Genomic DNA, 13,036 nt, shown 5'->3' on the forward strand with positions numbered 1-13,036 from the left:
GCGGTGCCCTGCGGGCGCCGCATCCGTCAGGCGGCACCCCAGCCAACGCGAGGTGCCACATCCGTCAGGCGGCACCCCAGCCAACGCGGGGCGCCGCGTGGGTCAGGCGGCCACTTCGGCCAGCGCCGGCTCCACCTCCGTCCAGCTGGCGAGCTCTGCCGAGCGGGTCACCGCGTCCAGCACCAGCTGGACCTGCAACGCGTCGGCGAACGACGGCGCCGGGTCGGTGCCGGTGGCGATCGCCTCGACGAAGTCGCGCATCTGGTGGGTGAAGGAGTGCTCGTAGCCGATGATGTGGCCGGGCGGCCACCAGGCCGACATGTACGGGTGGTCCCCCTCGGTCACCAGGATCCGGGTGAAGCCCTGCTCGGCGGTGGGCCGGGTGGCGTCGTAGAACTCCAGCTCGTTGAGGCGTTCCAGGTCGAAGACCAGGGTGCCGAGCGAGCCGTTGATCTCCACCCGGAGGGCGTTCTTGCGGCCGGTGGCGAACCGGCTCGCCTCGTACGTGGCGAGCGCCCCGCCGTCGAGCCGGGCCACGAACACGGCCGCGTCGTCCACGGTGACCTGACCCATCGCCTGGCCGTGGCCGTCGGCCTGCGCGGCCAGGCCGCTCGACCCGGCCGGCAACGGCCGCTCCTTGACGAAGGTCTCGGTCACCGCGCTGACCCCGGTGATCCGCTGCCCGGTGACGTACTGGGTGAGGTCGATGATGTGCGCACCGATGTCACCCAGCGCGCCGGAGCCCGCCTTGTCCTTCTGCAGCCGCCAGACCAGCGGGAACTGCGGGTCCACGATCCAGTCCTGCAGGTACACCGCGCGGACGTGCCGGATCTCGCCGAGTCGCCCGTCGGCGACGAACTGCCGCATCATGGTGACCGCGGGCACCCGGCGGTAGTTGAAACCGCACATCGCCCGTGTCCCGGCAGCCCGGGCCCGAGCGGCGGCGGTCGCCATCTGCCGGGCCTCCTCGACGGTGTTGGCGAGCGGCTTCTCGCACAGCACGTGCTTGCCGGCGGCCAGCGCGGCGATGGCGATCTCGCAGTGGCTGTCCCCCGGTGTGCAGATGTCGACCACGTCGATCTCGTCGGACTCGACGAGCCGCCGCCAGTCGGTGGTGTGCCCCTCCCAGCCGAGCCGGCCGGCGGCGTCGGCCACCTTCAGCTCGTCCCGGCCGCAGATCAGCGCCATCCGCACCCGCGCCGGCAGGTCGTACACGCGGTTCACGGTGCGCCACGCCTGTGAGTGCGCGGCGCCCATGAACGCGTAGCCGACCATGCCGACCCGCAGGACTTTGTCGTGATTGGACAAGGTGGGTCTCCCCCCGTGTATCAGAACCCGAGCTTCAGGTAGTTGCCCGCGTTCTCCTTGGTGATCGTCTCGGAGGCGAGCACGATCTCCTTCGGAACCTGGAGTTCCACCAGGTCCGACATGCCCTTGCTCTGGCCGATCAGGCGGGCCAGCGAGATAGCCGAGGAGGCCATCGACGGGCTGTAGGTGACCGTCGCCTTGAGGACGGTGTTGTCGGCCTGGATGTCCTCCATGGCCTTCTTCGAGCCGGCGCCACCGACCATGAAGAACTCCTTGCGGTTGGCCTGGTTGACCGCGGCGAGGACGCCGATGCCCTGGTCGTCGTCGTGGTTCCAGAGCGCGTCGAGCTTGGGCAGTGCCTGGAACAGGCCGGTGGCCGCCTGCTGGCCGGAGTCGGCGGTGAACTCCGCCGGCCGCCGGTTGGCCACCTTCAGCCCGTACGACGCCAGGGTGTCGGCGAAGCCCTTGGAGCGTTCCTGGGTCAGCTCCAGCGAGTCGATGCCGGGGATCTCGCCGATGACCGGGTTGCTGACGCCCTTGGCCTTGAGCTGCTCGTAGATGTAGGTGGCCGCGGCCACCCCCATGCCGTAGTTGTCGCCCTTGATCTGCAGGCGGTAGGCCCGCGCGTCGGGGAAGGCCCGGTCCAGGTTGACCACCGGGATGCCGGCCTTCATCGCCTCCAGGCCGAACGCGTTGAGCTCCTTGCCGTCGTGCGGCAGCAGCACGATCACGTCGGGCTTCTGGGAGATCAGGGTGGAGAGCGCGGCGCGCTGGGCCGCCGCGTCGGCGCCGGCCTCCACGGACTTGAGCTCCACGTCGGAGTACGCCCCGGCCTGCGCCTTGGCGTTGTTGGTGATCGCGGCGATCCAGCCGTGGTCGGCGGCCGGCGCGGAGAAGCCGATGGTCACCTTCTTGCCGGGCTCGCTGTTGCCGCCGGTCGCGGCGGCCTTGGTCTGCGCGGCGGTGGGCGCCTGCTCGTTGCTGGTGCAGCCGGCGAGCACGACGCCGGCGGAGAGCGCTGCTCCACCGAAGAGCAGCCGGCGGCGCGACAGGTCGCGACCCTGCGTTGTCATGACGGCCTCCTGGATGAGGTGGTGGGGTGAAAATGGGTGTGCTGGGCCCGGCCACCGTCGCTGTCGAGGTGGCCGCCGGTGTCGCGGTCGGATCAGGTGGTGCTGGTGGCCCGGTTGCGGCGGAGGAACTGGGTGAGGCTGCCGAACTGGACCTGCTGGACCAGGACGGCGGCGACGATGATGCCGCCCTTGACCATGTTCTGGGCTTCCGTGGAGAGGCCGTTGATGGCGAAGAGGTTGGTGATGGTGGAGAAGATGATCACGCCGAGCAGGGAGCCGACGATGGTCCCGCGCCCGCCGCTGAGCAGCGTGCCGCCGATGATCGCGGCGGCGATCGCGTCCAACTCGTAGAGGTTGGCCATGGCCGCCTGCGCGGAGGTGGCCTGCGAGGTGAGCATGACCGCGGCGATGCCGCAGCACAGCCCGGAGAGCGCGTAGAGCAGCAGGGTGTGCCGGCGGACGTCGATGCCGGCGAGCCGGGCCGCCTCCGGGTTGCCGCCGACCGCCACCGTGCGGCGGCCGAAGGTGGTGCGGTTGAGCAGCACCCACCCGGCCACCACCACCGCGGCGAGGATGTAGACCAGCAGCGGGATGCCGAGCAGGTTCGTGCTGGCGATGCCGTTGATGAAGGTGTCGTTCGAGACCTGGGTCTGCTTGTCGGAGATCTCGGCCGCCAGGCCGCGGGCGGCGACCATCATGGCCAGCGTGGCGATGAACGGCACCAGCCGCCCGTACGAGATGAGCAGGCCGTTGACCAGGCCGACCGCGAGCCCGACGGTCAGCGCGCTGAAGATCATGCCGCCGGCGCCGTAGCTCTGGGTGGCGAGCGTGGTGGACCACACGCCGGCGAGCGCGACGATCGCGCCGACCGACAGGTCGATGCCGCCACCGATGATCACGAAGGTCATCCCGACGGTGACCACCCCGACCACCGAGGCGAGCTTGAGGATGGTGAGCGTGTTGCCCCACACCCAGCTCGCGTTGCCGTAGAGGTCGGGCCGGGTGAGGATGCCGATGACGACCAGCACCAGCAGGGTGGCCAGCAGGCCGAGGTTGCGCCGGGCACCCTCACCCCCGTCACCGCGCCACCAGGAGAGCCGGGCCGGCGGCTCGGCCTTCGCGGTCTCGGCCGGGTTGACCGGCGGCGACTGGGCCGGCAGCCCCGCCGCCCGTTCCGGTGTGGCCGTGGGTGTCGTCTCGGTCATGCCGGCGCGCCTTCCATGAGGGACCCCGCCATGACGAGGTCGAGCACGGTGTTCTCGTCGATTTCGCCGGCCGGGGCCTCCCGGACCACCCGGCCCTCCCGCATTACCAGCACCCGGTCGGCCAGGCCGAGCACCTCGGGCACCTCGCTGGAGACCAGCAGCACCCCGACGCCCCGCGCGGCGAGGGCCCGGATGACCTGGTACAGCTCGGCCCGGGCGCCCACGTCCACGCCCCGGGTCGGCTCGTCGAGCAGCAGCAGTCGGGTGTCCCCGAGCAGCCACCGGCCGACCACCACCTTCTGCTGGTTGCCGCCGGAGAGGGTGCGCACCGGCCGGCGTACGTCGCGGGGCCGCAACTCCAGGGAGTCGGCGATCTGGTCCGCCTCGGCCCGTTCCCGGCGGGCGTCGGTGAAGCCGAGGCGGGCGTACCGGCCGAAGGTCGCCAGGGTGACGTTGCGGTAGATCGGCTCGCCGAGCAGCAGCGCCTGGCTCTTGCGCTCCTCCGGGGCCATGCCCATGCCGGCCCGTACCGCCGCGCCGACGCTGCCCGGGCGAAGCGTGCGGCCGCCCATCCGGACCGTGCCGGCGTGCGCCCGCCGGGCGCCGTAGATGGTCTCCAGCAGCTCCGAGCGGCCGGAACCGACCAGCCCGGCGATGCCGACGATCTCCCCGGCCCGCACGGCCAGCGACACGTCGGCGAACTCCCCGGACCGGGTCAGCCCGTCGACCCGCAACAGCTCCGCGCCGGCGGTCTCGTCGGCCGGGCGCTCCGGGAAGACGTACTCGATGGTCCGCCCGGTCATCCGGGCGACCAGGTCGTTGGTCGGGGTGTCGCGCGCCGGCAGGTTCGCCGCCGTGGTCCGGCCGTCCTTGAGTACGGTGACCCGGTCGCCGATCTCGCGGATCTCCTCCAGCCGGTGCGAGATGTAGATGACCGCGATGCCCTGCGCGGTGAGTTCCCGGATGATCCGGAACAGGTTGCCCACCTCGTCGTGGGCGAGCACGGCGCTCGGCTCGTCCATGATGATCAGTCGGGCCTCATGGGAGAGCGCCCGGGCCATGCTGACGATCTGCTTGCCCGCGGCGGGCAGGTGCCGGACCAGCCGGCCGGGCGGGATCTCCGGGTGGCCGAGCCGGGCCAGGATCTGCCGGGTACGCCGGGCCATGTGGCCGCGGCGGACGAAGCCGAGCCGGCGCGGCTCGTGACCGAGGAAGGCGTTCTCCGCCACCGACAGGTCCTCGACCAGGTCGAGCTCCTGGTAGATGGTGGCGATCCCGGCCCGCATCGCGGCCTGCGGGTTGGCGAAGCTCGCCGGCTCACCGCGCCACTCGACCTCGCCGGAGTCCGGCCGGTGCACCCCGGCGAGCACCTTGATCAGGGTGGACTTGCCGGCGCCGTTCTGACCGAGCAGGCAGTGCACCTCGCCGGCCCGGACCTCCAGCTGCACCCCGTCCAGCGCGCGTACCCCGGGGAAGGTCTTGACGACGTCGGTGAGGCGCAGGACCACCTCGCCCGCGACGGTGTCGGCGGGGGCCGCCACCAGCGGCTTTGTCACGTCGGCCTCCTTGCTGTCCGCCGGCGCGGCGGGCGGTTCCGGGACGGCGCGCATCCCCTGGCCGGCCCCACCGGCCCCACGCCGTCCCGGAACGGCCCCGTCTTCGTGCCGGGTGGTCATGACGCCTCCCCGAAGGCCAGATCGCTGGCGAGCACGGCGGCGCCGGCCACCCCGGCCCGGTGGCCGAGCTCGGAGAGGACGACCGGCAGGTTGCCGGTGGCCAGCGGCAGCGACCGGCGGTAGACCACGCTGCGGATCTCGGCGAGCAGGATGTGGCCGAGCTGGGCGAGCCCACCACCGATCACGATCATCGACGGGTTGGTGAAGCTCACCAGCCCGGCCAGCACGCTGCCGACCCGGCGGCCGCCGTCGCGGATGAGCTGGATGCAGGTGACGTCCCCCTCGACCGCCCCCTGCGCCACGTCCAGCGCGGTCACCGCGCCCCGCGCGGCCAGCCGGTCGGCGAGCGCCGGGGAGACCCCGGCCCGGGCCGCCGCGGTGGCCTCCCGGGCCAGCGCGGCGCCGCTGAAGACGGCCTCCAGGCAGCCGAGGTTCCCGCACGAGCACATCGGACCGTTCGGGTCGACCTGGATGTGGCCGATGTCGCCGGCGCACCCGTCGGTGCCCCGGTAGACCTCGCCGTTGAGGTAGATGCCGCAGCCGATACCGGTGCCGATCTTGATCAGCAGGAAGTCGTCCACCGAGTGGGCGACCCCGCCGTGCCGCTCACCGATTGCCATGATGTTCACGTCGTTGTCGACCACCGCCGGGCAGCCGTGCTCGCGGGTGAGCACCTCGCGCACGGGGAAGCGGTCCCAGCCCGGCATGATCGGCGGCGAGACGGGCACGCCGTCCCGGAAGCTCACCGGCCCGGGGACGCCGATGCCCACCGCGTCCAGCCGCTCGTACGCGCCGTCCACCTTGGCCTTGTGCAGCAGCTCGCTGACCCGCTGCAGGATCACCTTCGGGCCGGAGCGGATGTCGGCCGCCTCGGTGTACGCGACCACCGGCTCGAGCCGGCCGTTCACCACCTCGACGTCGATCGAGCTGGCGCCCAGGTCGACCGCGGCGAAGCGCAGGTGCGGGCTCAGTTCGACCAGCGTGGAGCGCCGTCCGCCACGGGACGCGGCCAGCCCCGCCTCGGCGACGTACCCGAGCCCGACCAGCCGCTCCAACTCGGCGAGCAGGCGGGGGCGGGGCATCTGCAGGCGGTCGCCGAGCTCGGCCCGGGACACCGCCCCTTCGTCCCGGAGCAGTCGCAGGAGTCGGACGTGCAGGGGGTCCACAGTCCGCACCGGCACACCTCCGCATCGGAGTCGTTCACATCGACGCAACGGCGACGTGTCGTGTCCGACACAGTAGGAGCCTTCCGGGTCACGTGTCCATAGCTTCGGCAGATCTGATCCAAACTTTTGTCCATGCGAACAAAAGCCGGGGTGTGGATCACGAAAAGCATGATCCTCTTCAGTGCAATGGACAGCGTGGCGTGACCGCCCGACAGCGCCGGGTCGGCCATCTGGCTGAACCGCGCTGCCCGACCGCCGCCGCCCCGGCCGCGACGGGCGCGGCGGGGGCGGCGGGAAGGGCGGCGCGGCGGAGTCAGCGCCCGGTGGGGGGCTTGCGCTTCTTCCTGAGCTTGCGGTCGTCGCGCAGCTCGACGTACGGCTCCGACTCGGCGGGGTGCCCGGCCGCGATGGCGCGACCCCGCTCCAGCTCGGCGTCGAACTCCGCGCCGAGCAGGATGGCGATGTTGGTCAGCCAGAGCCAGATCAGGAAGACGATCACGCCGGCCACCGACCCGTACGTCTTGTTGTACGAGCCGAAGTTGCCGACGTAGAGGGCGAACAGCGCGGACACGACCAGCCAGATCACCACGGCCAGCAGGCCGCCGGGGCTCACCCAGCGGAAGCCACCGTGGCGGGCGTTCGGCGAGGCCCAGTAGAGGATGGCGAACATCAGGCTCACCAGGATCAGCAGCACCGGCCACTTGACGATGTTCCATACGGTCACGGCCGTCGAGCCCAGGCCGATCGCGCTGCCCACCTGCGTGGCCAGCTTGCCGGTGAAGACCACGATGACCGAGGCGGCCAGCAGCATCACCCCGACCAGGGCGGTCACCCCGAGCCGGATCGGCAGCGTCTTCCAGATCGGCCGGCCCTCCGGCACGTCGTAGATCGTGTTGGAGGCACGCATGAACGCGGCGATGTAGCCGGAGGCCGACCAGAAGGCGCCCAGCACACCGACGACCGCGGCGATACTGGCCAGGCCGCCCGAGCTGCCCGCCTGGGCGATCGCGATGTCGATGATGTGGCGGATGGTCGGCTGCGGCGCCGTCTGGTCGAGGGTGTCCTTGACGCCCTTGACGGCACCCGGGCCGAGCAGGCCCACCACCGAGATGAGCGCCAGCATGCCGGGGAAGATCGAGAGCACCCCGTAGTAGGTGAGCGCGGCCGCCCGATCGGTCAGGTTGTCCTGCTGAAACTCCCGGACCGTGCGCCTGAGCGCCGCCTGCCACCCGGCGCCCGGCATCGCCGTCGGGCGCTCCGGGCCCTCGTCCGGGCCGACCGGCCCGGTCCGCCCCGAACCGTCCCGTCCGCCCGAGGTGTTGCCCGAATCGTCGCGGTCCCGCCCACTCCGGGCGGAAGACTCGTCGGTGGCCATCGGCCCTCCCTCGTGGTCGGCGTTGTCCCCACGAGTGCCCGACGGCAGGTCGGTTAACCGCCTACTTGTAGAGCAACCTCCCCATCCGCCGGGAGGCGAGCGCGAGCATCCCGGCGGTCAGCACCAGCAGGTATGCCACGTCCGGCAGCCACGACCAGCCGGACATCCCCACGCAGACCTCCCGGATCAGGTGCACCGACCGGTAGAGCGGGGTCATCTCGACCACCCAACGCAGCGCGGCCGGATAGGCCTCGGCGGGCACGAACGTCCCGGAGAAGAGGAAGAGGGTGAACTGGGCCGACCCCATCAGGTCGAAGTCCTGCCAGCTGCGCAGGAGGGTCGAGACGGTCATGCCGAGCGCGCCGAACGCGAAACCGATGAGCACCGCGGCCGGGAAGGCGAGAACCGCCCGCGCGGCGGTGGTCAGGTCCATCACCACCATGATCATCAGGAAGGCGGCAGAGTAGAGGCTGCCCCGGGTCATCGCCCAGCCCAGCTCGCCGAGGGCGATCTCGAACGGCTGCACCGGGGTCGCGATGATCCCGTCGTACAGCTTCATGTACTTCATCTTCCCGAAGAAGTTGAAGGTGGTCTCCGACAGCGCACCGCTCATCGCCGAGGAGGCGAGCATCGCCGGGGCCACGAACGCGGCGTACGACACCACCTGCCCGCCGGGCAGGGTGAGGTCGCCGACCAGGGCGCCCACCCCGACCCCGATCGAGAACAGGTAGAGCACCGGCTCCAGGAAACCGGAGAGCAGCACCAGCCAGTACGCGCTTCGCAGCGCGGTGAGGTTGCGCTCGGCGACCGAGGCGGAGCGGCGCGGCGCCCCCTCGAAGCTGACCAGCCGGGGCAGGACGAGACTGACCACGACATCCTCCCCTAGACGACGAGCGAGCGGCGGAACACCCGCCGGGCCAGCAGCCCGCCGGCGGCGGCCCAGGCGGCGAGGTAGAGCAGGTGACCCGTGATCGACCACTGCGGAGCGACGCCCAGCGTGGCGGCTCGGCAGAGGTCCACGCCGTGCCAGAGCGGGGTCGCGTAGGCCACCTGGCGCAGCCCCGCCGGCAGCGACTCGACCGGGAAGAACACCCCGGCGAAGAGGGTCATCGGGATGATCGCGAAGCGGAACAGCAGGGCCAGGTAGCTGTCGCTGGGCACGGCGGCGCTGAACGCGAAGGTCGGCGCGGCGAGGGCCAGGCCGAGCAGCAGGCTCACCGGCAGGACGGCCACCGCCCAGGGCGACCGCAGCGCCCCGAACAGGGCCGTCACGAGCAGGAACGCCGCCGTGCTGGTGAGCACCCGGAACAGCACAAAGGCGAGGTGCCCGGCGAGGATGTCGCCCGTGCGCAGCGGCGCCGCCACCTGGGCGTGGTAGGTCCGGATCCACTTGAAGTTGCTGTGCACCGGCCAGGTGGACTCGGCCACCGCCACCTGGAGGGCGGTGGAGGCGATCAGGCCGGGCACCAGCCAGTCGAGGTAGGGCACCCCGCCGACGCCCTGGTGCACGTAAGCGCCGACGCCGACACCGAAGCCGACCACGGTGAGCACCGGCAGCAGGAAGGAGGAGAAGACGCCGGCCCGCCAGGTGCGCCGGTAGCCGACCAGGTAGTGCGCGAAGACCGCCAGCGCCGGCACCCGGGGCGCCGCCGGCCCGGCCCGCTCCGCCACGCTCACGTCGACCACCCCCGTCCGCCGTCCACGTCGTTCCTACCGCTCGGGTACGACAAGACCGCCCACCCTACGACGGCATCCCGAGACCGTCGTGCCGTTTTCGGCTGGCCGGCGAACTTCCCGCCGGCCGCCGCCGGCGCGACGGACACCACCTCGGACGGGGAACACCCCGTGGTCACGGTCCGTCACGTCGATTGCGGCGGCCGGCATCTGATGCCGCGCCCTTTGCTCTGCAGCCACGGAGGCAGCGGACACCCAGCGTGCCTGCTGCGTCCGTGGCTGCAGAGCAAAGCGGGTGCAGGGGAGTTGGCTGGCCGCAGGAGGTCGGTCAGGAAGAAGCAGCTCAGCGGCGTTTCCCGAGCCGAATGGCTGGGTGAGGTCGGCTGGTCCGTGGCGTCCCCGATCACGCTGCGTGCCGGATAGCCGGAACCTCACAATGTCACTCTGTGTTAACTACTGGCATCGGTAGTACAAAGTGGGCGTGCATCGGCGCACGCCGCCACCGCTACGGCCGCTCGGCGACCCGCGCGACGAACACGCGCCAGGCATCGGGGCTGACAACCAGCACCGGGCCGCTCGGGTCCTTGGAATCGCGTACGGCGACCAGGCCGGGGAGGTTGTCGGCCACCTCCACGCAGTTGCCGCCCTGGCCGTTGCTGCGGGTGCTCTTGCGCCACCGGGCGCCGCTCAGGTCCATGTCTCCGCCACTTCCGCTATCAGGTTCAGGGACTGCTGCTGCGATATTGCCTCGCCCCGGATCGACTCCCAAACCTCGACCATCTGCCGCACGTACTCGGGGCGATCGATCACCTGCCCGTGGAGCTGCCCCTCCACGTAGACGAGGTCCTCTCCACTTGGCAAGGTGGCGATCACGAAGGGGCCGCCGAGCCCAGCGTAAGCCCCGGCGGAGAGCGGCACGACCTGGATTCGGACCCGGGGCAGCGTGGAGCCGAGCTTCACCAGATGAAGCAACTGCTCGCGCATCACCTCCGGCCCGCCGATCCGGCGGCGCAGCACGTACTCGTCGATGACCACGGTGAGCAGCGGCGGCCGATCGCGGGTCAGCGCCGCTTGGCGGTCCAGCCGGGTCGCCACCTGCTGCTCGATCTCGTCAGGCGCGAACAGCCCACCGCCGACATGGATGGCGCGGGCATATGCCTCGGTCTGCAACAGACCGGGCACATAGAGCGGCTCGAACGAACGCAGCGCCGTCGCCTCCGCCTCGATCCCGGCCCAGTCGCGGAACCACGGGACCACGGTCTCCCGGCTGATCCGCCGCTGGATGCGTTCGAACCGCCCGTCCGCGCCGAACACCGTGTCGCACCGGCGCGCGAAGTCGAGGCTCGGCCGGCGCTCGGAGGTCTCCACCTTGGCGACCAGGGCACCCGAATAGCTCAACGCCTCGGCCAGCGCGCTCTGCGACATGCCACTGGTGGCCCGGGCGAGCCGCAGTTCCTCCGCGAAGTGGTCCAGCATGGACGAGCTTTCCACGGACACCCTCCGTACATCTTCGTACCGCGTGGGATCGGCCGCCGTACGCACTGGTCGTCGGCGCGCGGGACCTCCCACCGTAGTCGTGTCCTCAGCAGACTGTCACGCAGCGGAACCGCTCACGGGATCGGACGGCGGGCGGAACCAGGCCGGGGGCGTCCTGCGGACAACGAGGTCCAGGGCGCCCCCTCCCACCTCGACGGAGGCTCACCATGCGACTCAGGTTCTGGCGCTGCCGCCCGACACCGCCCAGCACGCTCCCCCGGCGCACCCCCAACGCGCGCCCGACGTGGGCGACCGCACCGACCGAGGTGTTCCCGACCGACGGTCCGGGACGCCCGGGGCGGCTGACCCGCGCCCAGGAGTGGCGGGCGAACGGGGGCCGCTGGCTACCGTCGCCGCGCGGACCCGAGGAGGATCGACGCAGACCGCATGATCGGCGCGGACCGCATGATCGGCGCGGACCGCAGGAGCCGCGCGGACCGCAGGAGCCGCGCGGACCGCAGGAGCCGCGCGGACCGCAGGAGCCGCATGGGCTCGAGGAGGGCACACACTGATGCCCCGCTACCGCCCGCACGTCGCGGCGCGCCCCTCCTGGCGATGCCGGGTGTGCGGCGCCGCGTGGCCGTGCTCCCCGGCCCGACTGGCGCTGCTCGGCGAGTACCGCGAGAACCGGACCGGCCTGCTGATCTACCTCAGCACGCTGATGCACGAGGCGATGACCGACCTGACTGGCCAGCTCCCGCCGCAACGACTGACCGACCGCTTCCTGACCTGGGCCAGGGCCCGTTGAGCCGGTCCTCATCGTTGGCAGCTCAGGAAGCCGGGGCCACCCGGACGTTGGCCAGCCCGTGCCGCTCGACCATTCGCCACGCCGAGTCAACGGCACGCTGGCCGTCACGGATCAGGGGGCCGGTGCACGCGGAGCACTCAGTCGACGAGGGTGCGGCCGGTGAGGTGGAGGAAGACGTCCTCCAGGCTGCTGCGCCGGACCAGGACGCTGGCCGGCACGAGGCCGCGGGCGCTCACCTCGACCGCCGCCGCGTCGCCGTCGGCCACGTAGAGCAGGATCCGGTCGGGCAGCACCTCGACCCGCTCGCCCAGCCCGCTCAGCTTGCCGGCGAACACCTCCTGCGACTCGGCGGCGAAACGCAGCTCGACCACCTCGCGGGTGGAGTGCCGCTCGATGAGGGTGCGGGGCGACCCCTCGGCCACGATCCGGCCGCCGTCCATCACCACCAGCCGGTCGCAGAGCTGCTCCGCCTCGTCCATGTAGTGCGTGGTGAGGACCAGCGTGACGCCTTGCTGCTTGAGCCGGAACAGCCGCTCCCAGACCAGGTGCCGGGCCTGCGGGTCGAGACCGGTGGTGGGCTCGTCGAGCAGCACGATCTCCGGGTTGTTGACCAGCGCGCGGGCGATGGTCAACCGGCGCTTCATGCCGCCGGACAGCGGCTCCACCTTGCTCTCGGCCCGCTCGGTGAGCTGGACGAAGTCGAGCAGCTCGGCGGCGCGCTCGCGGGCGACCCGGCGCTGGATGCCGAAGTAGCGGGCGTAGGTGGTCAGGTTTTCCCGGACGGTGAGCTCCGGGTCGAGGCTGTCCAGCTGCGGGCAGACGCCCAGCCGGGCCCGGATCGCGGGACCGTCGCGGACCGGGTCCATGCCGAGGATGCTCAGCTCCCCGCCGGAAGGCGGGGAGATGCAGCCGATGATGCGCATGGTGGAGGACTTGCCGGCCCCGTTCGGCCCGAGGAAGCCGAACGCCTCGCCCGGGTGCACCGCCACGTCGATGCCGTCGACGGCGGTGAAGTCGCCGAACCGCTTCACCAGCCCCCGCGCCTGGATGAGTGGTTGAGCACTGGTCACCGGCCGACCCTAGCGGCCGGGTCCGACAGACTCGACCGGTTAACCGCCGCCACGGATGTCGGACACTGGGCGTAGCGTCAATCACTCTGAGTGACGGCCGCAGTGGCCAGCACCGCCAACCCCTTCACCTGGACATCACCCGCCATTGCGGACAGATCGCTCCGATCATCGGGCAAAACCAGCACTCGGGCAATGTCGACTGCCT

At 71.5% G+C, this 13,036-nt stretch carries 12 protein-coding genes; 1 reads left to right on the forward strand and 11 read right to left on the reverse strand.

All coding sequences use genetic code 11. The annotated features are described in order from the left end of the window. Window positions 1–102: 102 nt before the first annotated feature. From ACFYM6_RS05685 to ACFYM6_RS05730, 10 genes are all read right to left on the reverse strand, one after another. Window positions 103–1,275 (reverse strand): Gfo/Idh/MocA family protein, encoded by a 1,173-nt coding sequence (locus ACFYM6_RS05685; RefSeq protein ID WP_387272810.1) that lies wholly within the window; start codon window positions 1,273–1,275, stop codon window positions 103–105. A gap of 53 nt (window positions 1,276–1,328) precedes the next feature. Further along, a complete protein-coding gene (locus ACFYM6_RS05690) occupies window positions 1,329–2,381 on the reverse strand; it encodes a substrate-binding domain-containing protein (RefSeq protein ID WP_387272575.1) in 1,053 nt (350 codons plus the stop codon). A 92-nt stretch (window positions 2,382–2,473) separates the two neighbouring features. Further along, window positions 2,474–3,586, reverse strand: coding sequence for an ABC transporter permease (locus tag ACFYM6_RS05695; RefSeq protein ID WP_387272577.1), 1,113 nt, complete (start codon window positions 3,584–3,586; stop codon window positions 2,474–2,476). Then, the gene (locus tag ACFYM6_RS05700) at window positions 3,583–5,196 is read right to left on the reverse strand and encodes a sugar ABC transporter ATP-binding protein (RefSeq protein WP_357435288.1); all 1,614 of its coding nucleotides are present in this window, start codon (window positions 5,194–5,196) and stop codon (window positions 3,583–3,585) included. Before ACFYM6_RS05700 ends, ACFYM6_RS05695 begins: the two co-directional genes overlap by 4 nt. Window positions 5,197–5,258: 62 nt before the next feature. Continuing rightward, complete coding sequence (locus ACFYM6_RS05705; protein WP_387272579.1) at window positions 5,259–6,437, reverse strand: ROK family protein; 1,179 nt, start codon at window positions 6,435–6,437, stop codon at window positions 5,259–5,261. Window positions 6,438–6,741: 304 nt separating this feature from the next. Further along, window positions 6,742–7,803 carry a YihY/virulence factor BrkB family protein gene (locus ACFYM6_RS05710; RefSeq protein WP_387272581.1) on the reverse strand — a complete coding sequence of 354 codons (1,062 nt, stop codon included), beginning with the start codon at window positions 7,801–7,803 and terminating at the stop codon, window positions 6,742–6,744. A gap of 61 nt (window positions 7,804–7,864) precedes the next feature. Continuing rightward, a complete protein-coding gene (locus ACFYM6_RS05715) occupies window positions 7,865–8,674 on the reverse strand; it encodes an ABC transporter permease (RefSeq protein ID WP_387272583.1) in 810 nt (269 codons plus the stop codon). A gap of 11 nt (window positions 8,675–8,685) precedes the next feature. After that, window positions 8,686–9,474, reverse strand: a complete 789-nt coding sequence (locus ACFYM6_RS05720; RefSeq protein ID WP_387272812.1) for an ABC transporter permease — start codon at window positions 9,472–9,474, stop codon at window positions 8,686–8,688. Between the two features lie 508 nt (window positions 9,475–9,982). Continuing rightward, window positions 9,983–10,174, reverse strand: a complete 192-nt coding sequence (locus ACFYM6_RS05725; protein WP_387272585.1) for a DUF397 domain-containing protein — start codon at window positions 10,172–10,174, stop codon at window positions 9,983–9,985. Beyond that, a complete protein-coding gene (locus ACFYM6_RS05730) occupies window positions 10,165–10,968 on the reverse strand; it encodes a Scr1 family TA system antitoxin-like transcriptional regulator (protein WP_387272587.1) in 804 nt (267 codons plus the stop codon). Before ACFYM6_RS05730 ends, ACFYM6_RS05725 begins: the two co-directional genes overlap by 10 nt. 556 nt (window positions 10,969–11,524) lie before the next feature. Here ACFYM6_RS05730 and ACFYM6_RS05735 point away from each other — a divergent pair. Further along, entirely contained in the window at window positions 11,525–11,761 is a 237-nt protein-coding gene (locus ACFYM6_RS05735; RefSeq protein WP_387272589.1) for a flavin reductase, read from the forward strand. Between the two features lie 137 nt (window positions 11,762–11,898). Here ACFYM6_RS05735 and ACFYM6_RS05740 read toward each other — a convergent pair whose 3' ends face one another. Continuing rightward, window positions 11,899–12,831 (reverse strand): ABC transporter ATP-binding protein, encoded by a 933-nt coding sequence (locus ACFYM6_RS05740; RefSeq protein WP_387272591.1) that lies wholly within the window; start codon window positions 12,829–12,831, stop codon window positions 11,899–11,901. Window positions 12,832–13,036: the final 205 nt, after the last annotated feature.

Source organism: Micromonospora sp. NPDC006431, from assembly GCF_042870725.1.
Classification (GTDB): Bacteria; Actinomycetota; Actinomycetes; order Mycobacteriales; family Micromonosporaceae; genus Micromonospora.

Bases quoted from the DNA above. Each gene is read 5' to 3' on its own strand.
- ACFYM6_RS05735 (WP_387272589.1), top strand. From the start codon at position 11,525: ATGCCCCGCTACCGCCCGCACGTCGCGGCGCGCCCCTCCTGGCGATGC.
- ACFYM6_RS05700 (WP_357435288.1), bottom strand. From the start codon at position 5,196: ATGCGCGCCGTCCCGGAACCGCCCGCCGCGCCGGCGGACAGCAAGGAG.
- ACFYM6_RS05690 (WP_387272575.1), bottom strand. From the start codon at position 2,381: ATGACAACGCAGGGTCGCGACCTGTCGCGCCGCCGGCTGCTCTTCGGT.
- ACFYM6_RS05695 (WP_387272577.1), bottom strand. From the start codon at position 3,586: ATGACCGAGACGACACCCACGGCCACACCGGAACGGGCGGCGGGGCTG.
- ACFYM6_RS05725 (WP_387272585.1), bottom strand. From the start codon at position 10,174: ATGGACCTGAGCGGCGCCCGGTGGCGCAAGAGCACCCGCAGCAACGGC.
- ACFYM6_RS05710 (WP_387272581.1), bottom strand. From the start codon at position 7,803: ATGGCCACCGACGAGTCTTCCGCCCGGAGTGGGCGGGACCGCGACGAT.
- ACFYM6_RS05685 (WP_387272810.1), bottom strand. From the start codon at position 1,275: ATGGTCGGCTACGCGTTCATGGGCGCCGCGCACTCACAGGCGTGGCGC.